The organism is Sulfuriferula sp. GW1 (genome assembly GCF_047300855.1).
Taxonomy (GTDB): Bacteria; Pseudomonadota; Gammaproteobacteria; order Burkholderiales; family Sulfuriferulaceae; genus Sulfuriferula.
The window spans coordinates 3,128,388-3,150,948 of sequence record NZ_CP170197.1; the positions used below are offsets into that span (position 1 = coordinate 3,128,388).

Here is a 22,561-nt window from a genome sequence, read left to right on the forward strand (position 1 = left end):
GGTGCGCTTGCCGCCAGACTGCGTCCGTCTCGCTGGCCCCACCCCTTCTCGGTTCGAACAGGTACTTCTGCCTTGTTGTAAGCAAAATGCAAGTTATATTCCATATACTTAGTGTGGTTATTCGGCAGGGTACAAGGGGAGCGCTATGTTTAAAAAATTGCTTATAAAAACCCGCAGGGTCGATCAGGTGGCCACTTGGTTCATCGTGTCGATTCTATCGTTCGCTTCAGTCAACGCGCATGCCGTCCCCTCTTTCGCACGACAAACCGGCCAAAACTGCGTCGCCTGCCATGCCGGAGGACAATTCCCCGAGCTTACCCCCTACGGGCGCCTGTTCAAGCTCACCGGCTACACCATCGGACAGCGTGCGCTGCCGCTGGCGGCCATGGCGGTGCTGACTGCCAACAAGGTGAAGGTCAATGACCCCACCCTAGGAAAAACGCAAGACGGGTCTCCCATCTTCAACACTGCCAGCCTGTTCATTGCTGGGAAGATTACCGACAAAGTGGGCGGGTTCGTGCAGATCACCTATAACAACTACGATAGTCAGGATGCCGAGACCGGGAACTGGTCGGGCCATACCGGTTCGGACAACCTGGATCTGCGCTACGCCGACCGCCTGATCAACGCCAATCAGGATCTGATCTACGGCCTCACCCTGCACAACAACCCCGGCGTACAGGACGTGTGGAACAGCACCCCGGCCTGGGGCTACGGCGTGGTGCCCGGCAGCACAGGCGCAGGAAACGGGGCAACACCGATACTTGACGGTGGTGGCCCAGGTCTCGGCCAGCAAGTGGCGGGAATCGGCGCCTATGCCTACTGGAACAAGATGGTGTATGCAGAACTCACCGGCTACCGCACCGGCGATGGCGTCTTTTCCTTCATGACCCAAGGCAATGGCGGTCAGGTCAACATCCAGGGCACCAATCCCTATGCCCGCCTGGCGCTGACGCACGAATGGGGCCCCCATAATGTGATGGTCGGCCTGTCCTATCTGGACGTCCGTCCATACTCGGATACGACCAGCCACTCCGGACCGACCGACCACTACCGGGACAATGGCATCGACTTCCAGTACCAGTACCTGCTCGATCCCTACACGGTCACCGCAACGGTCACCCGTATCCACGAAAACATCGATTATGGCTTAGGGGCGCCCTCCGCTACCGTCAACTCCCTGCGAGCCAAGACATCCTTCATCTACCAGGCGAAGTACGGCGCTACCCTGTCCTACTTCAACCTTACCAACACCCTGGGGGCCGAGTCCAAGGGCTGGACGCCCGAGGTGTTCTGGACACCGGTGCAAAATGTGCGGCTGGGGATGCAATACACGATGTTCAACAAGAATGAAGGGGTTATTGACCCACGTGACCCGACGGGCACGTTGGCGTTGAAGGCCAGTGACAGCAATACCCTGTTCTTCTATGTCTGGGGCGCGTACTAAGCAGACGGTTTAAACAACCGGGTGGGCGCGCCGGCATGGCGGCGCGCACCGACATGAATAACGGACTATTCGGAGATTGAATCATGAAAACCGCCTCAATTACCCTGGTACTGGCCCTGGCTGCGATCGCTACAGGCTGCACGACGACGGAAAACTCCTCCCGCAATCTGGGCGACCCCAGCGTACCTGGCAAGACTCTGGCCGAACAGGTGTGCTCGGACTGCCATGGCGTCACCGGTAATTCGACCAACCCTACCTTCCCCCGGCTGGCGGGACAGCAGAAATGGTACTTGATCTCGCAGTTGAAGCAGTTCCGGGGCCACCATCGCCAGGATCCGCCGGGCTTCGAGTATATGTGGGGCATCTCCCGCAGCCTGACCGATGCGCAGATCAATGAACTGGCCACCTATTTTTCCGGGCAGAAGCCCGGTGCCGACCAGCCTGGAAATGCCAAACTGGAGAGCGAGGGCAAGGCGATTTTCTCTAGCGGAATTTCCAGCGAGGGGGTTCCGGCCTGCATGGCTTGTCATGGTGCAGAAGGCGCAGGCAACGAACAGTTCCCGCGCATTGCCGGGCAGCATGCCGACTATATCGCCAAACAGTTGCTGGTGTTTCAGCGGACCGACGAACGCCCCGAGGGCGTAGCCATGAAGGTGGTTGCCCACAACCTCAAGCCGCAGGAGATCAAGGCTGTGGCCGCGTATGTGTCCACCCTGACTACGAAATAGACTATTCTTTGGCGGCTCAAGCACCGCCCGCTGTTTTTTCCACCAGCAGCGTATGCAGCCGTCTGCTGTCTGCGCGCAATACATGAAACTTGAGGCCGTCGAATTCGATTTCCTCACCGCGCTTGGGCAGGTGGCCGAACTGGCTTACCACCAGACCGCCGACGGTATCGAATTCAGTGTCGGAAAACTGGGTGCCCAGCACGATGTTGAAATCTGCAACTTCGGTCACCGCCTTGACCCGGTAGCGCCCGGCCTTGTCACGGATGACATTGTCTTCGGTTTCGTCGAAATCGTATTCATCCTCGATGTCGCCGACGATTTGTTCCAGCACGTCTTCAATAGTGACCAGTCCGGCGACGCCGCCATATTCATCCACGACGATGGCGATATGGTTGCGGCTGGCGCGGAATTCCTTGAGCAGTACATTGAGGCGCTTGGATTCCGGAATGAACACGGCAGGGCGCAACATCTCGCGCACGTTGAATTCCTCACCCGCGTTATAGCGCAACAAATCCTTGGCCAGCAGAATGCCGATGACGTCATCTTTGTTTTTATCGATGACCGGAAAGCGCGAGTGCGCAGTTTCGATTACATAGGGAATGAACAGCTCAGGCGTATCGTTAATATCCACCATATCCATCTGTGCACGCGGGATCATGATGTCGCGCACCTGGATTTCCGACACCTGAAGCACACCCTCGATCATGGACAAGGCATCCGCATCAAACAGGTTGTGCTGATAGGCGCTATGCAGTATCTCCACCAGCTCGCCGCGGCTTTCCGGCTCGCGCGAGAGAAATGCGCCAAGGCGCTCTAGCCAACTGGATTTGGCGGGTTCTTCCATGTTAAATCTGCTCCATTTCTAGATAAGGATTGGCAAAGCCCAGTCCGGTGATAATTTCGGTCTCGCGTGCCTCCATGACTTGCGCATCGGCATCATTTTCATGATCCAGGCCATGCAGGTGGAGTACGCCGTGGACGATCAGGTGCGCGTAGTGGGCGATAATGGGTTTGCCTTGTTGCTGCGCCTCACGGCTCACTACCGGGGCGCACAGAACCAGATCACCACTGATCACCGGGGTTGAGGCATACACGAAGGATAAAACGTTGGTGGCATAATCGCGGCCACGATAGTCATGGTTGAGTGCACGGCCTTCCTGCTCATTAACCAGACGTATGGTGAGTTCGGCATCGCGTTCGAGCGCGGCGCGCGCAAATTGCATGATCTGGGCGCGGCTGGGCGCATCGGTTGCACGGACAGCGCGTTGCACGGACAGCACAAGGCGTGGCCGCGCCGGCCTACTTCGGGGGGATGGTTCAGCGGGTTTGGTCGCGCTTTTCATAAGCATCGACGATACGTGCGACCAGCGGGTGGCGCACAACGTCTTCCGATAGAAATTGGGTGAAAGCAATACCGCGTATATTCTGCAGCACTTCGCTGGCGTCAACCAGACCACTTTTCTGGTGGCGTGCCAGATCGACCTGCGTGACATCGCCAGTGATGACGGCTTTGGAGCCAAAACCGATACGGGTAAGAAACATTTTCATTTGTTCAGGCGTGGTGTTTTGAGCTTCGTCCAGAATGATAAAGGCCTGGTTCAGGGTACGCCCACGCATATAGGCCAGCGGTGCAATTTCAATCGTGTTGCGCTCGAACAATTTACCGACTTTGTCATAGCCAAGCAGATCGTACAAAGCATCGTACAACGGACGCAGGTACGGGTCTATCTTCTGCGCCAGATCACCGGGCAGGAACCCAAGCCGCTCCCCTGCCTCTACCGCCGGCCGGGTCAGGACAATACGTTTGACGGTATCGCGCTCCAGCGCGTCCACAGCACTGGCTACGGCGAGATAAGTCTTGCCGGTTCCGGCAGGCCCGACGCCAAAAGTGATGTCGTGTGCCTGAATCTGGGCAAGATACTCGGTCTGGCGCGGGGTGCGGCCGCGCAGATCAGCGCGTCGCGTCATGAGTAACGGTACGCTCTCCGTGGCAAGGCTGGATGCGTTATGGTGTGTAGCTTCGACCAATGCCAGCTGGATATCATCCACACTGACCGGGTCGCGTGCCTTGAGATAAAACGCTTCCATCAGTTGCGCGGCAAGCCGGGTCTTGGCTGTTTTTCCGGTAATACGGAAGTGTTCGCCGCGGCGCGTGATGACGACATCCAGCCCGGTTTCGATCTGGCGCAAATTTTCTTCCAAAACCCCACACAAATTGGCCAGTCGTGCGTTATCTACCGGTGCGAAAGCAATTTCCATTAATTCGTAACCCTTTCACCTCGCAACGAATGCGGCTCAGCCCGGGTGATGACAACTTCGGTAAATTGCCCGATCAGACGCGCAGGGCCCGGAAAGTTGACAATGCGATTGTTTTCGGTGCGTCCCGCCAGCTCGCTGGCATTCTTTTTGGAGACGCCTTCAACCAGAACGCGCTCGCGGTTGCCCACCATGGACTGGCTGATGGCCAGCTCGTTGGCTTCAATGCGTTTCTGTAATTTCACCAGACGCGCCTGCTTGACTGCATGCGGCACCTCATCAAGCAACTCGGCTGCCGGCGTGCCCGGACGTTCACTATAGATGAAACTGAATGAGTTATCGAAACCCACGTCTTCAATCAATTGCAGCGTTGCTTCGAAATCGGCATCGGTCTCGCCTGGAAAACCGATGATGAAATCCGATGAAATAGCGATGTCCGGTCGCGCCTCGCGCAAGCGGCGAATAATGGATTTGTATTCCAGTACGGTGTAGCCGCGTTTCATCGCCGCCAGAATGCGGTCAGAGCCGGCCTGTACCGGCAAATGCAGGTGTGAAACCAGCTTGGGCAGGCGCGTATAGGCATCAATCAGACGCGCTGTGAATTCACGTGGATGGCTGGTGGTATAACGGATACGTTCGATTTTCGGGATGTCATGCACATATTCGAGCAACAAAGCAAAATCGGCGCTGTCGCCATCTTCCATCGTACCTTGATAAGCGTTTACATTCTGCCCTAGCAGGTTAACCTCTTTCACACCCTGGTTGGCGAGCGCCGTGATTTCAGCCAGGATGTCATCGAATGGGCGCGAGACCTCTTCGCCCCGAGTATAAGGCACAACGCAAAACGAGCAGTATTTAGAGCAGCCTTCCATAATGGAGACAAAGGCGCTGGCGCCTTCCGACCTGGCGGCAGGGAGATGGTCGAATTTTTCGATTTCCGGAAACGAGATATCCACCTGGGGTTGCCCGGTAGCGCGTCTTTTGGCGATTAATGCTGGCAGGCGATGCAGGGTTTGCGGCCCGAACACGATGTCGACGTACGGCGCGCGGTCTATGATAGCGGTGCCTTCCTGGCTTGCCACGCAGCCGCCCACACCGATAATCAGATCGGGATTGGCATCCTTGAATTCGCGCACCCGTCCCAGGTCGGAGAATACTTTCTCCTGCGCTTTTTCGCGTACCGAGCAGGTGTTGAACAGAATGACGTCCGCATCGGCGGGGTTGTCCGTCGGGATCAACCCGTCAGACGCACGCAACACGTCCGCCATCTTGTCCGAGTCGTACTCGTTCATCTGGCAGCCGAAGGTTTTGATGAAGACTTTTTTCACAATGGGCGCCGGGCAGTTATCAGACTGAGGGCGAAGAAATCGAGTGGTGGTGATGGGCGGAGTCGAACCGCCGACCTATGGGTTATGAATCCATCGCTCTAACCATCTGAGCTACATCACCCCATGAAGCAAAGCGCGGAATTATCAGGGTTTTGACCTTGTCCTGTCAAGATTTGCGACGATAAGCCCATACCATCATGGCTATGCCAGCCACAATCATTGGCAGCGACAGCCATTGCCCCATGCTGAGTCCGAGGCTGAGCAGACCGAGAAAATCATCCGGCTCGCGCGTGAATTCGACCAGAAAGCGGAACAGGCCGTAGCCGGTCAGAAACAGCCCTGACACCGCACCCATGGGGCGTGGCTTGGCCGAAAATAGCCACACGATAGTAAACAGCACAATGCCTTCCAGGCCGAATTCGTACAGTTCGGAAGGATGGCGCGGCACATTGTCCACGGCGGGGAAAATCATTGCCCAGGGGACGTCGGTAGGCCGTCCCCACAATTCGCCATTGATGAAATTGCCGATGCGCCCGGCACCCAACCCGAGTGGCACCAGCGGCGCAATAAAATCGGTGATGGCGAGCCAGGGTTTTCCGGTGCGCCGCGAAAATAGCCACATGGCAAAGATCACACCCAGAAAGCCGCCATGAAATGACATGCCGCCTTCCCACACATAAAAAATCTCGAGCGGGTGCGCCATGTAATAGCTGAACTTGTAAAACAGCACATAGCCGAGCCGCCCGCCGAGTACGGTGCCGAGCACGCCGTAAAACAATACGTCATCGAGGTTTTTGGTGGTCCAGCCGGAATCAGGATGCTGCCTGATGCGCCAGCGCCCGAGCACCAGTACCAGCATGAATGCGGTCAGGTACATCAAGCCGTACCAGCGAATGTCGAGCGGGCCGATGGAAATGGCGATGGGATTGAAGTCGGGATGGATCAACATAGTGCTTGGGAATGGGATAAAATTGGCAATTCCGTATTATCGCACTATTCTGAGGTCAACCATGCCCGTCTATCGCTCACATACCACTACCCACGGTCGCAACATGGCCGGCGCGCGCGCCCTGTGGCGCGCCACCGGCATGAAGGATGGCGATTTTGACAAGCCCATCATTGCTATTGCCAACTCGTTTACCCAGTTTGTGCCCGGCCATGTGCACCTGAAAGACATGGGGCAACTGGTGGCACGCGAAGTCGAAGCCGCCGGCGGGGTAGCCAAGGAATTCAACACCATCGCGGTGGACGATGGGATCGCCATGGGGCACGGCGGCATGCTGTATTCATTGCCATCGCGCGAACTGATCGCCGATTCGGTGGAGTACATGGTCAATGCCCACTGCGCCGATGCGCTGGTGTGCATTTCAAATTGCGACAAGATCACCCCCGGCATGCTGATGGCAGCGATGCGACTTAACATCCCTGTGGTATTCGTGTCCGGCGGCCCGATGGAATCCGGCAAGGTCACCATCCGCGGCAAGGTCGTCAAGCTCGACCTGGTGGATGCGATGGTATCGGCTGCCGATGCGCGCGAATCGGATGAGGACGTCATGACCATGGAACGCTCCGCCTGCCCCACCTGCGGCTCGTGTTCCGGGATGTTCACCGCCAACTCGATGAACTGCCTCACCGAGGCATTGGGTCTGTCCCTGCCTGGTAACGGCTCGACGCTGGCCACGCATGCGGACCGCAAACAACTGTTTTTGCAGGCCGGACGCCTCATTGTCGATCTGGCAAAACGTCATTATGAGCAGGACGATTATTCGGTGCTGCCGCGTTCCATCGCCACGTTTGAGGCATTTGAAAACGCCATTGCGCTCGACATCGCCATGGGTGGTTCCACCAATACCGTGCTGCACCTGCTGGCGTCCGCCTTTGAGGGCGGCGTGCCGTTTACCATGAAGGATATCGACCGCATGTCGCGCAAGGTGCCCAATCTGTGCAAGGTGGCGCCTGCTTCGCAGCAATACCATATGGAAGACGTGCACCGCGCCGGCGGCGTAATGGCGATTCTGGGCCAGCTTGATCGCGCCGGACTGCTGCATCGTAACCTGCCCACGGTGCACAGCAAAACCATGGCTGAGGCGCTGGAAAAGTATGATATATCGCGTACCGAAGATGCGGCAGTACGCCAGTTTTATCGTGCCGGCCCGGGTGGTGTGCCGACCCAGGTGGCGTTCAGCCAGGACAAGCGCTGGCCCGACCTGGACCTGGACCGCGCTGCGGGCTGTATTCGCGACAAGGAACACGCCTACTCACAGGATGGCGGACTGGCAGTTTTGCACGGCAATCTGGCGCTGGATGGTTGCATCGTCAAAACCGCCGGTGTGGATGAAAGCATTCTCAAATTTTCCGGTCCGGCGCGGATTTTTGAATCCCAGGATGCGGCCGTGGAAGCGGTGCTTGCTGACCAGGTCAAGGCCGGTGAGGTAGTACTGATTCGTTATGAAGGCCCCAAGGGCGGACCGGGAATGCAGGAAATGCTTTATCCTACCTCATACATCAAATCCAAAGGCCTTGGCAAAGTCTGTGCGTTGATTACCGATGGACGATTTTCGGGTGGCACCTCGGGCTTGAGCATCGGCCATGTATCGCCCGAGGCGGCCGAAGGCGGCACCATCGGCCTGGTCGAGGAGGGTGACAGCATCGAAATCGACATTCCCAATCGCAGCATCCACCTGGCCGTGAGCGACGCAGAACTGGCGCGCCGCCGTACGGCGATGCATGCCAGGGGCGACAAGGCGTGGCAACCGGTAAAACGTGAGCGGTTCGTGTCTGTGGCGCTGCGCGCCTATGCAGCATTGACCACGAGCGCCGCTACCGGCGCGGTGCGTGATGTGACCCAGGTGGAACGGCGTAACCGCAGCGATGTGCAATAAATTTTTATGAAAACCATTCTGATCGCCAATCCCAAGGGCGGCAGCGGCAAAACGACGCTGGCGACCAATATTGCCGGCTATCTGGCTGCAGCCGGTCAAACCGTGCGCTTGCTGGATATGGATCGCCAGCAGTCGGCCAGTGGCTGGTTGGCGTTGCGATCCGAAGCGCTCCCGCCGATCACGCTGTTTTCGGACAAGGTGGTCACCCATGCCGCGCACGAAGGCTGGCTGGTGATTGATTCACCCGCTGGCCTGCATGGCAAAAATCTTGAACGCGCGCTGAAGCTGGTGGATCGGGTGGTCGTGCCCATCGCACCTTCGCTGTTCGACATGAGCGCCAGCAAGGACTTTCTGGATGTGCTGCAAACCGAAAAAGCGATACGCAAAGGCAGAATCTTTGTCGGCGTGGTAGGCATGCGCATGGCGCCACGTACGCTTGCAGCTGCTGCCCTCGAACAATTCCTGCAGGAACTGGATATGCCGATACTGGCCTATCTGCGCGAAGCGCAGTTGTACGTGAATGCCGCCTTTGAGGGGAAATCGCTGTTTGATCTGCCGCCTTATCTGGCTGAGCGCGAACTTGAACAATGGCAGTATCTGCTGTCCTGGCTGGATGCCAAAGCTTGATTACTGGTCCTTTATGGTAGATTTTACAATGGCTTGTGTAGCAAATTGTACGGCTTGTGGACTGACGCAATTCAGGTAGTATTACTTCATCAACAGTAGTCCCATGTGATTTTTAACTAAACTAAGGAGAGCATAATTATGAAGGCATGGATGGGCATTGTTACTGCCTCGATCATTGCGCTGGGCACAGGTTCTGCAGCTGCGGCAGATTCCGGTTTGTCGCTTGCGCAGAAAAACGCATGTATGAGTTGCCACAGTGTGGACAAAAAATTGTCGGTCCGGCATTCAAAGACGTCGCCGCCAAATACAAAGGCGACAAGGGTGCTGAGGCCAGGCTGATCGAGAAGGTCAAGCGCGGCGGAGCAGGCGTATGGGGGCAGGTACCGATGCCACCTAACCCGCAAGTCAAGGATGCGGATTTGAAAACGATCGTGAGCTGGGTACTCAGCCTCTAAGCTGGAACAGTCATCATCCCGGCCGGCTCTTGTAGCCGGCTTTTTTTATGCCTGCAGGCCGTTCTGTGAGTTGCGCCCAAGTCCCATTGCGTTCACGGCTTTTAGCGTTTGTGGTATAAGTTAAAGAAAATTTTGTGACGGAGAACATGTTGAAACCCATCGTAAATGCATTACTGGTCGCGGCAATGGCGGCATTGGTACTAGGTGGTTGTGGCAAACATGACGGCGCATCCTCCAACATCGTCAAGATTGGTTCAGTGTCGCCGCTCACCGGACCGCAGGCGCATCTTGGCAAGGACAACGAAAACGGCGCACGTCTGGCCGTGGATGAGATCAATGCTGCCGGCCTCACTCTGGGCGGCAAGAAAATGCATATTGACCTGTTGAGCGAGGACGATCAGGCCGATCCGAAGACCGCCACGACCGTCGCACAAAAACTGGTGGATAGTGGGGTTGTCGGCGTTATCGGCCACCTCAATTCCGGCTCTACCATTCCTGCATCGACTATTTATCACGCCGCCGGCATCCCGCAGATATCGCCTTCCGCTACAGCCATTGCGTATACCGCACAAGGGTACAACACCGCGTTTCGCGTGATGACTAACGACGAACAGCAGGGTCATGTGCTGGGCCAGTATGCGGTCAATAAACTGGGTGCCAAAAAAATTGCGGTGATTGATGATCGCACTGCCTATGGTCAGGGGCTGGCAGATGAGTTCGCCAAGGCCGCCGGGGCGGCGGGTGCGGAAATTGTCGCGCGTGAATACACGACCGATAAATCTACCGATTTCATGTCTATTCTTACCTCGATCAAGTCCAAATCTCCCGATCTGGTGTTCTTCGCAGGTATGGATCCGCAGGCAGGTCCAATGGCCAGGCAAATGAGGCAGCTTGGATTGAAAACGCAACTGTTGGGCGGCGACGGCATGCAAACACCCGAATTCATCAAGCTGGCCGGTGCAGACGCTGAAGGCGCAATTGCTTCCAATCCTGGCCTGACTTTGGATTCCATGCCCGGTGGCAAGGCCTTCAAGGAAAAATTCACCGAGCGTTTTGGACCGATCCAGAATTACGCCCCTTATGCCTATGATGCCGTGTATGTCATGGTGGAAGCCATGAAACGGGCTGATTCACCGGATCCGGCCAAATACCTGCCAGAGCTTGCCAAAACCGATTACCAGGGCGTGACTGGAAAAATCCGTTTTGACAGCAAAGGCGACGTGAGCGGCGGCGCGGTAACGCTATACCAGGTCAAGAATGGTGCCTGGCATCCGCTGGAAACCGTATTCAGCGGCAAGTAAGCGGTTTTCTCCAGCGCGCGGCATGGATATTTTTGTTCAGCAGTTGATCAACGGTCTGGTGCTGGGCAGCGTGTACGCGCTGGTGGCTTTGGGCTACACCATGGTTTACGGCATCCTTGAATTGATCAACTTTGCCCACGGTGAAGTAACCATGATAGGCGCCATGGTTGCATTATCGGTGATCTCCGCGCTGGTTGGCAGCGGGGTGGAATTGCCCGGCGTGGTGATCGCTTTGCTTGGCTTATTGGCGGCGATCCCGGCGTGCATGGCGCTGGGCTTTACCATCGAGCGATTGGCTTACCGCCCTTTGCGCAATGCGCCGCGGCTGGCACCGCTGATTACCGCAATCGGGGTATCCATCGTGTTGCAGAATCTCGCCATGCTGATCTGGGGAAGGCAATATATTTCCTTTCCCCCTATCCTGCCGCAAGGCCGCCATCAATTGCTGGGCGCCAGCATCACCGATGTCCAAATCGTCATTCTTATTACTTCCGTCGTGCTGATGCTGGGACTCACCATTCTGGTTAAAAGAACCCGTCTCGGGCGTGCCATGCGCGCCACGGCGCAATCGCCCCAGTTAGCCGGCCTGATGGGAGTGAATGCCAACACAGTGATCTCGCTCACCTTTGTAATGGGCTCGGCCCTGGCTGCGGTGGCAGGTGTGATGGTGAGCGCCTATTATGGCCTCGCGCACTATTACATGGGATTCCTGCTGGGGCTCAAGGCATTCTCGGCGGCAGTGCTGGGTGGTATTGGCAATCTGGCAGGCGCCATGCTGGGCGGCCTGTTGCTGGGCGTGATCGAGAGTCTGGGCGCGGGTTATATCGGCGATTTCACCGGTGGCTTCCTGGGTAGCAATTATCAGGATGTATTCGCCTTCTTTGTGCTGATCCTGGTGCTGGTATTCAGACCCTCCGGCCTGCTGGGCGAGCGTGTCGGCGAGCGCGCCTAAGCCTATGCCACGCAGCAAGCGCCAGGTCTGGTTAACCTTTATCGCGCTGGGAATGATGCTGGCCCTGCTGCCGTTCGCGGTGGATTTCGGGCTGGGGCGTTCCTGGGTGCGCATCATGGATCTGGCATTGCTGTATGTGATGCTGGCGCTGGGACTGAATATTGTGGTGGGCTACGCCGGGTTGCTCGACCTCGGCTACATTGCATTCTATGCGGTGGGTGCGTATTGCTACGCTTTATTGTCTTCACCGCAATTTGGCTTGCACTTGCCGTTCTGGGCAGTGCTGCCCATTGGTGCGGCCGTGGCCGGCTTATTCGGCGTGCTGCTGGGTGCCCCCACGCTGCGTCTGCGTGGCGATTACCTGGCCATTGTGACGCTTGGCTTTGGCGAGATCATCCGCATTTTTCTGAACAACCTCAATGCCCCACTGAATATCACCAATGGTCCGCAGGGCATTAACCAGATCGATCCGGTGAGTCTGTGGGGAGTCTCACTGGGTAAAACCCATCAGCTGTTCGGAATCACCCTATCCGCGCCACACCAGTATTACTTTCTGTTTTTGCTGCTTACCCTGCTGGTGGTATTTGTTTCACTGCGCCTGCAGGATTCCCGGATTGGCCGCGCCTGGGCGGCAATCCGCGAAGACGAGGTGGCTGCCGAAGCGATGGGCATCAATGTACGCAATATCAAGCTGCTGGCGTTTGCGATGGGCGCCACTTTCGGCGGCCTGGCAGGAGGTCTGTTCGCCGGATTCCAGGGCTTCATCAGCCCGGAGAGCTTCAATCTGATGGAATCGATCATGATTCTGTGCATGATCGTGCTGGGCGGCATGGGCAATATTCCCGGCGTGATTCTGGGTGCGCTGCTGCTGACCGTATTGCCCGAGGCGCTGCGTTATACCGGCGACCTGCAGCGTGTGTGGCTGGGACACGTGGTGATAGACCCCTCCGATTTGCGCATGTTGCTGTTCGGCATGGCCCTGATTCTGGTCATGCTGTTTCGCCCGGCCGGGCTGTTGCCGTCGCGTCAGCGCAAGCGCGAACTGGTTGCCGAGGGCGATATCGCGGTGCAGGAACAGGCCAGTGTCTATGATGCAAAGCGATAATTGACGATGTCCAAACTCATCCAGCTGGAGCAAATCAGCAAGCATTTTGGCGGGGTTCACGCGCTCAAAAAGGTCTCGCTGCAAGTGCACGAAGGCGAAATACTCGGACTGATCGGACCCAACGGTGCAGGTAAAACCACGCTGTTCAATATCCTCACCGGACTGTATACCCCCAGCAGCGGCAATATCGAATTCAAGCATTGTTCCATGCTGGGTATGAAACCGCATCAGGTACTCAAGCAGGGGATCGCACGCACCTTCCAGAATATCCGCCTGTTCGCCAACATGACGGCGCTGGAGAATGTCATGGTGGGGCGCCATGCGCGCACCCGCGCAGGGGTGGTCGGAGCGGTATTGCGCAACGCCGCCACACGGGCGGAGGAGGCAGCCATCGGCGCGCGTGCGCATGAGCTGCTCGAATGGGTGGGCATTGCCGGCCATGCCCACCGGCTGGCCAAGCATTTGTCATACGGGGATCAGCGCCGCCTGGAAATCGCCCGTGCGCTGGCCACCGATCCCCAAGTGCTGGCGCTGGACGAACCGGCGGCGGGCATGAATCCGGTAGAGCGCGACATACTCAAGCAGTTGATCCGCCGCATGCGCGACCAGCTGGGTTTGACAGTGTTGGTGATCGAGCATGATGTGAAGCTGATAATGAGTCTGTGCGAGCGGATAGCCGTTCTCGATTTTGGCGAACTGATCGCGCAAGGTACGCCAGACGAGGTGCGCCACGACCCGCGCGTCATCGCCGCCTATCTCGGCGGAGGGGCCAAATGAGTCTGTTATCCATTGAAAACCTGTCAGTTTCCTACGGCAACATCAAGGCGGTGCGTGGTGTCAGCCTGAAGGTGGATGAAGGCGAGCGGGTATGCCTGATCGGTGCTAACGGTGCGGGCAAAACCACTTTGCTCAAGGCGATCGCAGGGATGTTGCCGCCGGTCAAAGGCTCCGTGCACTTCGCCGGACAATCCATCACCCATAAACCCTCGTTTCAGATCGTGCGTTTAGGGTTGGCCATGGTGCCGGAAGGCCGCGGCATTTTTTCGCGCCTAACAGTGGCAGAGAATCTGGCCATGGGTGCCTATGCCAGGCGTGATGATGCCGCCGTGCGTCAGGAAACCGATGCCTTGTACCAGCGTTTCGAACGCCTGGGAGAACGTCGCAACCAGCCTGCCGGCCAACTCTCCGGCGGCGAACAGCAAATGCTGGCGATCGGGCGCGCGCTGCTGTCGCGTCCGCGCCTGCTGCTGCTGGACGAGCCGAGCATGGGACTGGCGCCGATGATGGTGGAAAAGATTTTCGACACCTTGCGCGATATTGCTGCGCGCGGCGTCAGTATTTTCCTGGTCGAGCAAAATGCCCGTCTCGCCCTGGAAAGCTGTGATCGCGGCTATATCATGGCCAGTGGAAATATCACCGGCGCAGGTAGGGCAGCTACGCTGATGGATGATCCTGCGGTGCAGGAAGCGTATTTCGGCACTTGAAGCGATACAGCCCTCGCTCGGTCAGCACTGCATCGAGCGGCACATCCCAAGGGTCGTGCGGCAGCTCACCGCTGATACGCTGGCACTCGAACGCCACACCCACAAGAAATGGTTTGCGCCACACTTGCCGGCGTCGCAGATAGGCCAGGGTCGTGTCGTAGAAACCGCCCCCCATACCGATGCGATTGCCACCGTCGTCAAATCCCACCAGCGGCATAAACAGCAAATCCAGCTGGCGTGCATGCAACTGCTGGGTGGTGGTGTTTTCCGGAATGCCAAAACGGTTGGCTACCCATGTTTGCCCCGCTTGCAGACGATTGAACCACAGCATCCTGCCGCGTCCGAATGACAACATCGGCAAATAACACGCGCGTTTTAGCAACAGCGCGCGGTTGATCAAAGACAGGGTGCTGATTTCGGCGCCGTGGGCGAGATAAATGCCGATGCGTTGATAGCGGGTCAGCAAGCCATGACGCAGGGCATTGCGCGTCAAACCGGCGGCGGCGCGTCGGCGTTCGGTGCGACCGATGGCAGCGCGGCGCTGGCGCAGAGATTTACGCAGTTCGGATTTGTTCATGAGGGGGGTGCTCCCCGCGATGCAGTCTGGACGCTATCTTGAACCTGCGGTTCAAGGGGTCGCAGCGCAAGTACTTTAGGCACATTAACGTGTAACGCGCGCACCGGTACCAAAATGTAGCCGCAACCAGATCAAATTTATTGGTTCAAAGAATTCGCGGCCAAAGCAACATCGCAGAGAGCATTAACTGGATTCTGGAGAAGCGAACAGCTCGTTTTGATCGGCCATCGCTTTGTCCAGCAACGCTTCCATGGAATTCATTCTACGCTTGATGGCAGCGATGTCAAAACCCTTGTCCTGTCGTGAGGAAAGTAACTCGTAGGCGATATTCAGCCCCGCCATTACAGCAATCCGTTCAACCCCGATGACCTTGCCCTGCTCGCGTATTTCGCGCATTTTCTTATCCAGATAATCTGCGGCATGGAGTAAAGCTTCCTGCTCATCTGCCGGACAGGCGACACGAAATTCACGCCCCAGAATGTTGATATCCATACCTTTGCTATCGCGACTCATGCTTCACCTTCGGGAATTTTTTCCAGCAAAGTTTCGATACGGACGCGTGCCTGCGTCATGCGCTCTGCAAGCAGTTTTTTTTCGCCGGTTGCCGCAGCGATTTGCTGGCGCAGCTTCTGGTTCTCTGTACGCAGATTCTGGCACAATTGAGCCATCTGCTGAATTTTGGACTCGAGGGCGTTCAGTTCACTTTCCATACAGACACTATAATTTGGAAAATTCAGCTGCGTCAACAGTTAACCGAACTAACCGAAAGTAATTTTTAAACAAATGAGTGATACCAGCCAATTTGTCGACCCTAACGCGGACTTCGACGAAAACAATCCTCTGCGTGATGATGCGGTGCATTATCCAGGCAAAACCAAACGCGGCAAAGCATGCGAACTGGTGGACAATACAGGTTGTGTGCTTGCTCCGGATGAATGCCGGGATATCCTTGCCGGCCTGATCGAAAACGATTTGTTCGGATTTCATCCCTTTTCTGCCAATGGCGGTGAAACCATCAGCCTGGAGCGGCGCGAGTCCACCCACGTACAAGTGGGCGATGATCTATATCGTTTGATCGTGTTCCGTTATCAGGCGCGTATCGAAAATTTCTGATGGCTTATCTGCTGGATTACATCAAATCACGCTGGGCCCCAAAAGGCAGTGTGGTGACCGCGGGCGTCCCGCCTGAGGCGCGGGTGGAGCAGGTGCCGGTGACGCGTGAACTGGTCGCGCGCCATCTGGCGGCTTCTACCCTGTTACCTCAGCACGAGGCAACGGAAACCGCGATTTTCAAGGCCCTGTCCGACCCGCTGTTTCTGCAAACCGGCCCGCGCGCGCTGGCGCAGCAGCTTATCGGGGCGGGATTGAGCGCCGATCTGGAGCCGCTGGTAAAACTGCTTACCGTGCTGACTCAGGAGGTTACCCGGCGCATGTATATCGAGGCGGCCAGCCAGCGCCCGGAAGCCATCGGCATTCGCATCTTTCCGCTGCATGCCGACGCGGATCCGGCCATTCAGGCGTTGTGCGCGGCAGATGCGCATGGGCTGGGCAGCGGTGTTTATCCTTTCACCGCCGTGCCGGACAATCCCACGCCCGGGCAACCATGCGCCTTCTACATCCGCGTTGTCACACAGGATTAGCCGTTTAAACTGCATTCCGCTATAATCTGCCGCCTTGTCAGGTGCCGCGCCGTGTTCCGGCTGCGCGGTTAAACGGGAAACTGGTGCAATACCAGTGCTGCCCCCGCAACGGTAAGCGAGTGTGGGTGTGTCTTCAAGCCACTGTGCGAATGCATGGGAAGGCGACACGCCAAATCTTGCGAGCCCGGATACCGGCCTGTCAGACCATCCGAAACATCGCGGGGAGGCGGTGTGGCCGGGACGTCTTGTGCGCCTTGTGCGCTTTCGCGCCTGTCTGCTTTCTCCGATGTTTCCTTTCATCCACCGCAAGCGGGGACCCTTGCGAATTTAAGGAATCACCATGCACACACGCTTTGCCCTCAGCGCCGTCGCGCTCGCTGTTTCCGCCCTGGCTCAGGCCGCTCCCTCCACCTATCCGCTCGATGACATTATTGTCACGGCCACGCGTACGCCATTGCCGGATGTGGCTGCGCCGTATGCGTCGGAAGTCTATACACAGGCGATGATTCAGGCCTCCGGGGCGAGCAGCCTGGTCGATTTTTTGACGCAAAACACCACGCTCAATGTGGCGCCCAATTACGGCAACAAATTCACGCCGACGCTGGACATGCGCGGTTATGGCCTGACCAGCGGTTATCAGAACATTGTGGTGAGTCTGGACGGGCAGCGCCTGAACAATATTGACGGCATGCCGCAGTTGCTCGGCGCCATTCCAATTGCCAGCATAGACCGCATAGAAATCACGCGCGGCAGTGGCTCGGTTATTTATGGCGATGGCGCGACGGCGGGTACGATCCAGATCTACACGCGGCCCTATCAAGGGGTGACAGTGGCCGGTTCTGCCGGGAATTATGGCGCGCAGTCGGGTACCGTGGCGGCCGGTTTGTCCCGAGACAATTTCAGCATCTCCGCCAGCAACGACTACCAAAGCCAGCGCGGTACCAGCGATGCCGACGTGACCGGTCAACGCGATGCCTCCAACCTGACGACCCAGCGCGGTCAGGTGCGTGTGCGGCCAATCGACGCGCTGTGGTTGACGCTGGATGGGTCAAGCTCAAAAATCGATACGCGTTATGCCGGCCATTTGTCCTTGGCGCAATTCCAGAGTGACCCTGCGCAAAATGGCGGAAATACCTATACCCACCAGAAATTCGATAGCGACCAGTGGCGTCTGGGTGCGTCCCTGGATCTGACGCCGGACACAAAGCTGACCGCAAGCCGTAATCGGGAAGACAAGCTGTCCAATTATGTTTCGCCCTATCCTTACAAAGCCAACTACGATTATGTGACGGATGATGTTGCGCTGGTTCACGGCGGGGATGCCTTCAAACTCACGACTGGCATACAGCGCTTTGATGGCACGCGTATCGGCGCATCCGACCAAACCAGCAAAAACAATATCGGGTACTACCTGCAAGGTCAGTATGTGATAGACAAGCTGACCTTGTCGGCCGGTGCGCGTCGCGAAAAGGTCGAATACAACTATGTGCCGAATACAGGCAGCGCCTTGCATGCTACGCAACAGCTCAATGCGTGGGACGTAGGCAGCAATTATCGGCTGACCGCCACCACTTCGTTTTTTGCCAACTACAATCAGTCTTTTCAGGCACCCGATATTGACCGGTTTTTCAATTTTGGCGGGACGTTTAATGCCTTCATCTCGCCTGAAAAGGTGAAAACGGTAACCCTGGGCGCCAATCACTCGCAGGGCAATCATCGGCTGAAACTGGCCGTGTTTCGCGCCAAACTTAAAAACGAAATCTATTTCAATCCGGCGACTTGGGCGAACACCAATATCGACCAGTCGCACAAATACGGACTGGAATTGCAGGACAGCTGGCGTATCCGGCCGGATCTGAATTTGCGCACGGGCTATACGTATACCCGCGCCATCATCGACCGGGCAAACAGCGGCGGCGGTGCTTTCGACGGGAAGGATTTGCCCGGTGTGCCGCGTCACGGCGTGACGCTCGACATGCAATACGACTGGTCCGAGCACAGCACCTTCAATGTGGGTTACGTCTGGCGCAGCAGTTCCTACGCCGCCAATGACTTTGGCAATAACTTCAGCCAGAAGCAGGCAGCATTCCAGAGCACCAACCTGGCGTATCGCTACCGTTATAAGGATTATGAGTTGTCAGCCGCTATCGATAACGTGTTTGCGCAGAAGAATGGCTTGTGGGTAAGTGATAATGTTATTTATCCGGTCAGCTTTACGCGTAACTACCGGGTAGGTTTCAAGGCCAGGTTCTGATATTAAGGCAAGTTGGAAAAAGCGTTAGCTGCTTGATTCGACCACTCGCTTGGGTGGGATAATAGTCGGGTGGCGTACAATTCGCGTTAACGCAATTTAAGGAGCGCCCCATGTCGCTATCGTTCAAGCACCGTTTATGGATACTCCTCGCTCTGGCTGTCGTCATGGCCGCCACGCGCATGAGTCACTTCGGCACCTCAGCACTGCTGCCCGACGCAAGTCTGGCGGTATTCCTGCTGGCCGGCGTGATGGGCCTGTCCGCAGGCTGTCTGGGTTTGCTGATGGCGGCAGCGTTCGGTATTGATGTGGTTTCCGCGCAAACCGCGACCGAAGCAGGCTGGTGCATGACGCCGGCATATTTCGGCCTGATTCCCACCTACGCTTTGTTGTGGGGTGCGGGACGCTGGCTGGCGCGCCGGCATGCTGATTTCCCCGCTGCCATGAGTGTGGTGCTGGCGCTGGGAGCTGTCAGTGCGGCTTTTGTGGTGTCGAATGCATTCTGGTACGCCTGGTCCGGTACGCTGGGCGATATGGGTGTAGTGGCATACACGCAGGCCGTCGCCAAATATTTCCCGCCGTATCTGGGCAGCGCCATGCTGTATCTGGTGCCGGCCTGGCTGGTTTTCCGCCTCACGCATAACCGTCACATCCCTGCAAACTGATTGGTAATCCCATGCTCCAACGCATGAGCAGGCAAGCCCTGCCATGCCGCAGCACTCACCGCGCTTAAACACACTGTCACACGCACGTCACGTTGCTTTGCTACAAAACGGTTGCAGGCGAATGCGGCGTTCCCGCCCATCGCGCTGCGCTGGAGTGGTGACGTGAATATTCTGATGGTCTCGGACGTGTATTTTCCGCGCGTGAACGGTGTGTCCACATCGATCATGACCCTGCGCCGCGAGTTGCTGGCACTCGGTCACAAGGTGACGCTGGTGGCACCGGCTTATGACATGCACGAGACGGCGCAGGCGGACATTTTGCGCATCCCCGGGCGCAGGGTTCTGCTGGACCCGGAAGATCGCATGATGTCGCGGCGCGCCTTGCGACGGTTGCCGGAAGCGCTGGCCGGACAGCATTTCGATCTGGTACACATCCACACGCCGTTCTTCGCTCACTACACCGGCCTGCGTCTGGCACGCGCCTTCAATATCCCCTGTGTGGAAACCTACCATACCTTTTTCGAAGAATACCTGTACCACTACGTGCCGTTCCTGCCGAAAGCGGTGATGCGTTATCTGGCGCGGTTTTTTTCGCGCAAGCAATGCAGCCAGGTAGACGGGCTGGTACTGCCGTCCATCGCCATGGGCGAGGCACTTGACAGGTATGGGGTGCGGGCATTCAGCAAAATCATCCCCACCGGCATTGATCTGGCGGATTTCAGTGCGTGCGACGGCGCGGCATTCCGCAGGCAACACGGCATTGCTCCAGAACGTCCGGTGGCCGTGTATGTGGGTCGTGTTGCGTTCGAGAAAAATATCGGATTTTTGTTGGCCGTGATGGCTGAATTGCGCCACAGCCTGCCCGACGCGCTACTGGTGATTGCGGGCGAAGGCCCGGCCGAGTCCAGGCTCAAACGAGAAGTGGCGGCGCTCGGGCTCGCGCACAATGTACTGTTCGTCGGCTACCTGGAGCGCGGCACTGAATTGCCTGCATGCTACTGTGCGGGCGATGCCTTCGTGTTTGCCTCACGCACTGAAACCCAGGGGCTGGTGCTGCTCGAAGCCATGGCACTGGGCGTGCCGGTGGTATCCACAGCGGTGATGGGTACGCGCGATATTCTGGCTGCCGGGCGCGGTTGTCGCGTGGCCGAGGATGAACCCAGGGCATTTGCCGCGACATTGCGCGAAGTACTGGCTGATAAAGCTTTGCGGGCACGATTGAGCAGTGAAGCAAAGCAGCATGCGCAAGACTTGAGCGCTCCGCAGATGGCACGGCAGATACTGGATTTTTACCGGGAAGTGCTGGCACGCCACACCAAATAGATCGCCATGTGCGCGATAATGACGCGCATGGCACACGCAAAGTCACCCTACATCGGCCGCTTCGCTCCTTCGCCTACCGGGCCGCTGCATTTTGGCTCGCTGGTGGCTGCTCTCGGTAGTTATTTGCAAGCCAGAACGAATCATGGGCAATGGCACCTGCGCATGGAAGATCTCGACACCCCGCGTTGCATGCCCGGTATGGCGGTCAATATTCTGCACACGCTGGAGCAGTTCGGTTTCGAATGGGAGGGCGCGGTGGTGTATCAGTCGCAACGGCTGCCTGCTTACCGGGCTGCCCTGGATCAATTGCAGGCCGCAGGAATGGCATATGGCTGCGCCTGTACCCGGCGCGAGATCGCCGACTCCAGTTTACGCGGCATCGAAGGTACGGTTTATCCCGGCACTTGCCGCGACGGCGTGCCGCCTGGCAGGCGCGTTCGTGCACAGCGCGTGCGTACCGATACCACTCCGGTTTGTTTCGATGACCTGCTGCAAGGCCGCATATGTCAGCGTTTACAAGACGATCTGGGAGATTTTGTGGTGCTGCGTGCCGACGGAATCTTTGCCTACCAGCTTGCCGTCGTGGTGGATGATGCGCAGCTGGGTGTGACCGAAGTGGTGCGTGGCGCTGACCTGCTTGCTTCCACCCCGCGTCAGATATACCTGCAGAATTTACTGCACCTGCCCACCCCATGCTATGTGCATCTGCCTGTTGCAGTGAACGCAACCGGGCAAAAACTTTCCAAACAGACCAACGCTGCAGCACTGAACCCCCTCAATCCGCTTCCCGAGTTGCGCCGGGCGATGGAATTTCTGAGTCACCCGGTACCGGATGAAGTGGGTACGCTGGATGAGTTCTGGGCCTGGGCAGTGCCTGTCTGGCGTCCACCACAGCGATTGCGTGCGGGCAGCGGGACAGGTTCCATGGTGGTATGACGTGATATTCTTTGTACCCGAAAGGAATCCGACATGGCTTTGCCCGAACGTACCCAGCAGGTGATCCAGACTTACGCACAGTTTATACACGCCATTGCCACGGCCTGTCACAAGCCGGAGTTGATGCCACAAACCCAGCAGATGCTTACGCAGGCTGAACTGCAAGGCTGGGGGGCGATGGTGATGGCGGTGCGCCAGGTTCTTGCCGGCAAGCGTGATAGTAGTGTGTATGCAGGGCTGGACGACGATGACCGTATTATCGTCGAGGCGATCCTGCGCGGGATTCAGGATCCCGCCACCTTGCCCGATCCGAATCAGCAGCCTGACCCCAGTGCCGCCGCACCGGGGCTGGCGGGGATGATTCATGCCGCGGCAACGGGCGATGTGCCGGCGCTTTCTGCATTGGCAGACATGGCCGAACAGATGGTCAAAGTGGGCGGCGATATGGGCCGACTTGGCGGCAGCCTGCGACGCCTGGTCAACGGTGAGCGCGATGTGGATCTGCTCGCTCGCGGCATGAGCGCAAACGGCCGCGATCTGATCGCCAAATTGGTGGATGAACTGGCGCGCTACAACGTGCATTGATCTGACGATTCCGCTATCA

Annotated in this window: 24 protein-coding genes, 1 tRNA gene, 1 other RNA gene, 1 pseudogene and 1 riboswitch; of the genes and pseudogenes, 17 read left to right on the forward strand and 10 right to left on the reverse strand. The window is 57.4% G+C overall.

Translation table 11 applies throughout. The features are described from left to right. The first annotated feature begins 145 nt into the window (after positions 1-145). Both ACFDAU_RS15330 and ACFDAU_RS15335 read left to right on the forward strand, forming a co-directional pair. Positions 146-1,447 (forward strand): cytochrome C, encoded by a 1,302-nt coding sequence (locus ACFDAU_RS15330; RefSeq protein WP_413437777.1) that lies wholly within the window; start codon positions 146-148, stop codon positions 1,445-1,447. Between the two features lie 83 nt (positions 1,448-1,530). Continuing rightward, on the forward strand, positions 1,531-2,175 hold the full coding sequence (locus ACFDAU_RS15335; RefSeq protein WP_413437778.1) for a c-type cytochrome: 645 nt from the start codon (positions 1,531-1,533) through the stop codon (positions 2,173-2,175). Positions 2,176-2,191: 16 nt separating this feature from the next. On the opposite strand, the gene ACFDAU_RS15340 is transcribed toward ACFDAU_RS15335, so the two are convergent. From ACFDAU_RS15340 to lgt, 6 genes are all read right to left on the reverse strand, one after another. Then, positions 2,192-3,019, reverse strand: a complete 828-nt coding sequence (locus tag ACFDAU_RS15340) for an HlyC/CorC family transporter (protein WP_413437779.1) — start codon at positions 3,017-3,019, stop codon at positions 2,192-2,194. Between the two features lies 1 nt (position 3,020). Further along, positions 3,021-3,446, reverse strand: a complete 426-nt coding sequence (gene ybeY / locus ACFDAU_RS15345) for an rRNA maturation RNase YbeY (RefSeq protein ID WP_413437780.1) — start codon at positions 3,444-3,446, stop codon at positions 3,021-3,023. A gap of 46 nt (positions 3,447-3,492) precedes the next feature. Next, positions 3,493-4,434: a PhoH family protein gene (locus ACFDAU_RS15350; RefSeq protein ID WP_413437781.1), complete on the reverse strand. Its 942-nt coding sequence runs from the start codon at positions 4,432-4,434 to the stop codon at positions 3,493-3,495. Then, a complete protein-coding gene (gene miaB / locus ACFDAU_RS15355; protein ID WP_413439556.1) occupies positions 4,434-5,762 on the reverse strand; it encodes a tRNA (N6-isopentenyl adenosine(37)-C2)-methylthiotransferase MiaB in 1,329 nt (442 codons plus the stop codon). The genes ACFDAU_RS15350 and miaB overlap by 1 nt, the downstream gene beginning before the upstream one ends. Before the next feature lie 41 nt (positions 5,763-5,803). Continuing rightward, positions 5,804-5,880, reverse strand: a tRNA-Met gene (locus ACFDAU_RS15360). A 45-nt stretch (positions 5,881-5,925) separates the two neighbouring features. After that, the gene (lgt, locus tag ACFDAU_RS15365) at positions 5,926-6,708 is read right to left on the reverse strand and encodes a prolipoprotein diacylglyceryl transferase (protein ID WP_124706394.1); all 783 of its coding nucleotides are present in this window, start codon (positions 6,706-6,708) and stop codon (positions 5,926-5,928) included. A gap of 61 nt (positions 6,709-6,769) precedes the next feature. On the opposite strand from lgt, the gene ilvD reads away from it, so the two are divergent. The 8 genes and pseudogenes from ilvD to ACFDAU_RS15405 all read left to right on the forward strand — a co-directional run bounded on the left by ilvD (position 6,770) and on the right by ACFDAU_RS15405 (position 14,565). Continuing rightward, complete coding sequence (ilvD, locus tag ACFDAU_RS15370) at positions 6,770-8,641, forward strand: dihydroxy-acid dehydratase (protein ID WP_413437782.1); 1,872 nt, start codon at positions 6,770-6,772, stop codon at positions 8,639-8,641. A gap of 6 nt (positions 8,642-8,647) precedes the next feature. Then, positions 8,648-9,268: an AAA family ATPase gene (locus ACFDAU_RS15375; protein WP_413437783.1), complete on the forward strand. Its 621-nt coding sequence runs from the start codon at positions 8,648-8,650 to the stop codon at positions 9,266-9,268. Between the two features lie 138 nt (positions 9,269-9,406). After that, positions 9,407-9,723, forward strand: a pseudogene (locus ACFDAU_RS15380) (c-type cytochrome). 146 nt (positions 9,724-9,869) lie between these two features. Continuing rightward, on the forward strand, positions 9,870-11,024 hold the full coding sequence (locus ACFDAU_RS15385; RefSeq protein ID WP_413437784.1) for a branched-chain amino acid ABC transporter substrate-binding protein: 1,155 nt from the start codon (positions 9,870-9,872) through the stop codon (positions 11,022-11,024). A gap of 22 nt (positions 11,025-11,046) precedes the next feature. Further along, a complete protein-coding gene (locus tag ACFDAU_RS15390) occupies positions 11,047-11,976 on the forward strand; it encodes a branched-chain amino acid ABC transporter permease (protein WP_124706389.1) in 930 nt (309 codons plus the stop codon). A 4-nt stretch (positions 11,977-11,980) separates the two neighbouring features. Further along, a complete protein-coding gene (locus tag ACFDAU_RS15395; RefSeq protein WP_413437785.1) occupies positions 11,981-13,081 on the forward strand; it encodes an ABC transporter permease subunit in 1,101 nt (366 codons plus the stop codon). Between the two features lie 6 nt (positions 13,082-13,087). Beyond that, positions 13,088-13,858, forward strand: coding sequence for an ABC transporter ATP-binding protein (locus ACFDAU_RS15400; protein ID WP_413437786.1), 771 nt, complete (start codon positions 13,088-13,090; stop codon positions 13,856-13,858). Continuing rightward, on the forward strand, positions 13,855-14,565 hold the full coding sequence (locus tag ACFDAU_RS15405) for an ABC transporter ATP-binding protein (RefSeq protein ID WP_413437787.1): 711 nt from the start codon (positions 13,855-13,857) through the stop codon (positions 14,563-14,565). The genes ACFDAU_RS15400 and ACFDAU_RS15405 overlap by 4 nt, the downstream gene beginning before the upstream one ends. Here ACFDAU_RS15405 and ACFDAU_RS15410 read toward each other — a convergent pair. The 4 genes from ACFDAU_RS15410 to ACFDAU_RS15425 all read right to left on the reverse strand — a co-directional run bounded on the left by ACFDAU_RS15410 (position 14,516) and on the right by ACFDAU_RS15425 (position 15,852). Continuing rightward, positions 14,516-15,142: a 5-formyltetrahydrofolate cyclo-ligase gene (locus ACFDAU_RS15410; RefSeq protein ID WP_413437788.1), complete on the reverse strand. Its 627-nt coding sequence runs from the start codon at positions 15,140-15,142 to the stop codon at positions 14,516-14,518. The genes ACFDAU_RS15405 and ACFDAU_RS15410 overlap by 50 nt on opposite strands. A 7-nt stretch (positions 15,143-15,149) precedes the next feature. After that, a non-coding RNA gene (ssrS, locus tag ACFDAU_RS15415) (6S RNA) lies at positions 15,150-15,325 on the reverse strand. Next, positions 15,326-15,655 carry a cell division protein ZapA gene (locus ACFDAU_RS15420; protein WP_413437789.1) on the reverse strand — a complete coding sequence of 110 codons (330 nt, stop codon included), beginning with the start codon at positions 15,653-15,655 and terminating at the stop codon, positions 15,326-15,328. It abuts the RNA gene before it with no gap. Beyond that, entirely contained in the window at positions 15,652-15,852 is a 201-nt protein-coding gene (locus ACFDAU_RS15425) for a hypothetical protein (protein WP_124706383.1), read from the reverse strand. The genes ACFDAU_RS15420 and ACFDAU_RS15425 overlap by 4 nt, the downstream gene beginning before the upstream one ends. 73 nt (positions 15,853-15,925) lie before the next feature. On the opposite strand from ACFDAU_RS15425, the gene ACFDAU_RS15430 reads away from it, so the two are divergent. The 7 genes from ACFDAU_RS15430 (at position 15,926) to ACFDAU_RS15460 (ending at position 22,542) form a co-directional block, all read left to right on the forward strand. Beyond that, the gene (locus ACFDAU_RS15430) at positions 15,926-16,255 is read left to right on the forward strand and encodes a hypothetical protein (RefSeq protein WP_413437791.1); all 330 of its coding nucleotides are present in this window, start codon (positions 15,926-15,928) and stop codon (positions 16,253-16,255) included. Next, complete coding sequence (locus tag ACFDAU_RS15435; RefSeq protein WP_413437792.1) at positions 16,255-16,782, forward strand: hypothetical protein; 528 nt, start codon at positions 16,255-16,257, stop codon at positions 16,780-16,782. The genes ACFDAU_RS15430 and ACFDAU_RS15435 overlap by 1 nt, the downstream gene beginning before the upstream one ends. Before the next feature lie 22 nt (positions 16,783-16,804). Next, a riboswitch (cobalamin riboswitch) is annotated at positions 16,805-16,997 on the forward strand. A 125-nt stretch (positions 16,998-17,122) separates the two neighbouring features. Next, complete coding sequence (locus ACFDAU_RS15440; RefSeq protein WP_413437793.1) at positions 17,123-19,036, forward strand: TonB-dependent receptor; 1,914 nt, start codon at positions 17,123-17,125, stop codon at positions 19,034-19,036. A 110-nt stretch (positions 19,037-19,146) separates the two neighbouring features. Continuing rightward, complete coding sequence (locus tag ACFDAU_RS15445) at positions 19,147-19,698, forward strand: hypothetical protein (protein WP_413437794.1); 552 nt, start codon at positions 19,147-19,149, stop codon at positions 19,696-19,698. 162 nt (positions 19,699-19,860) lie between these two features. Next, positions 19,861-21,021 (forward strand): glycosyltransferase, encoded by a 1,161-nt coding sequence (locus ACFDAU_RS15450; protein WP_413437795.1) that lies wholly within the window; start codon positions 19,861-19,863, stop codon positions 21,019-21,021. Between the two features lie 27 nt (positions 21,022-21,048). After that, the gene (gene gluQRS / locus ACFDAU_RS15455) at positions 21,049-21,957 is read left to right on the forward strand and encodes a tRNA glutamyl-Q(34) synthetase GluQRS (RefSeq protein ID WP_413437796.1); all 909 of its coding nucleotides are present in this window, start codon (positions 21,049-21,051) and stop codon (positions 21,955-21,957) included. A 33-nt stretch (positions 21,958-21,990) separates the two neighbouring features. Then, positions 21,991-22,542, forward strand: a complete 552-nt coding sequence (locus ACFDAU_RS15460) for a hypothetical protein (protein WP_413437797.1) — start codon at positions 21,991-21,993, stop codon at positions 22,540-22,542. Positions 22,543-22,561 lie beyond the last annotated feature (19 nt).

Excerpts from the sequence above, each read along its gene's own strand:
- ACFDAU_RS15395 (WP_413437785.1), top strand. The coding sequence starts at position 11,981 with ATGCCACGCAGCAAGCGCCAGGTCTGGTTAACCTTTATCGCGCTGGGA.
- ACFDAU_RS15335 (WP_413437778.1), top strand. The coding sequence starts at position 1,531 with ATGAAAACCGCCTCAATTACCCTGGTACTGGCCCTGGCTGCGATCGCT.
- ACFDAU_RS15330 (WP_413437777.1), top strand. The coding sequence starts at position 146 with ATGTTTAAAAAATTGCTTATAAAAACCCGCAGGGTCGATCAGGTGGCC.
- lgt (WP_124706394.1), bottom strand. The coding sequence starts at position 6,708 with ATGTTGATCCATCCCGACTTCAATCCCATCGCCATTTCCATCGGCCCG.
- ACFDAU_RS15445 (WP_413437794.1), top strand. The coding sequence starts at position 19,147 with ATGTCGCTATCGTTCAAGCACCGTTTATGGATACTCCTCGCTCTGGCT.
- gluQRS (WP_413437796.1), top strand. The coding sequence starts at position 21,049 with ATGGCACACGCAAAGTCACCCTACATCGGCCGCTTCGCTCCTTCGCCT.
- ACFDAU_RS15460 (WP_413437797.1), top strand. The coding sequence starts at position 21,991 with ATGGCTTTGCCCGAACGTACCCAGCAGGTGATCCAGACTTACGCACAG.
- ACFDAU_RS15435 (WP_413437792.1), top strand. The coding sequence starts at position 16,255 with ATGGCTTATCTGCTGGATTACATCAAATCACGCTGGGCCCCAAAAGGC.
- ACFDAU_RS15375 (WP_413437783.1), top strand. The coding sequence starts at position 8,648 with ATGAAAACCATTCTGATCGCCAATCCCAAGGGCGGCAGCGGCAAAACG.
- ACFDAU_RS15410 (WP_413437788.1), bottom strand. The coding sequence starts at position 15,142 with ATGAACAAATCCGAACTGCGTAAATCTCTGCGCCAGCGCCGCGCTGCC.
- ACFDAU_RS15340 (WP_413437779.1), bottom strand. The coding sequence starts at position 3,019 with ATGGAAGAACCCGCCAAATCCAGTTGGCTAGAGCGCCTTGGCGCATTT.
- ACFDAU_RS15390 (WP_124706389.1), top strand. The coding sequence starts at position 11,047 with ATGGATATTTTTGTTCAGCAGTTGATCAACGGTCTGGTGCTGGGCAGC.
- ACFDAU_RS15440 (WP_413437793.1), top strand. The coding sequence starts at position 17,123 with ATGCACACACGCTTTGCCCTCAGCGCCGTCGCGCTCGCTGTTTCCGCC.
- ilvD (WP_413437782.1), top strand. The coding sequence starts at position 6,770 with ATGCCCGTCTATCGCTCACATACCACTACCCACGGTCGCAACATGGCC.
- ACFDAU_RS15400 (WP_413437786.1), top strand. The coding sequence starts at position 13,088 with ATGTCCAAACTCATCCAGCTGGAGCAAATCAGCAAGCATTTTGGCGGG.
- ACFDAU_RS15385 (WP_413437784.1), top strand. The coding sequence starts at position 9,870 with ATGTTGAAACCCATCGTAAATGCATTACTGGTCGCGGCAATGGCGGCA.
- ACFDAU_RS15420 (WP_413437789.1), bottom strand. The coding sequence starts at position 15,655 with ATGAGTCGCGATAGCAAAGGTATGGATATCAACATTCTGGGGCGTGAA.
- ACFDAU_RS15350 (WP_413437781.1), bottom strand. The coding sequence starts at position 4,434 with ATGGAAATTGCTTTCGCACCGGTAGATAACGCACGACTGGCCAATTTG.
- ACFDAU_RS15405 (WP_413437787.1), top strand. The coding sequence starts at position 13,855 with ATGAGTCTGTTATCCATTGAAAACCTGTCAGTTTCCTACGGCAACATC.
- ACFDAU_RS15425 (WP_124706383.1), bottom strand. The coding sequence starts at position 15,852 with ATGGAAAGTGAACTGAACGCCCTCGAGTCCAAAATTCAGCAGATGGCT.
- ACFDAU_RS15430 (WP_413437791.1), top strand. The coding sequence starts at position 15,926 with ATGAGTGATACCAGCCAATTTGTCGACCCTAACGCGGACTTCGACGAA.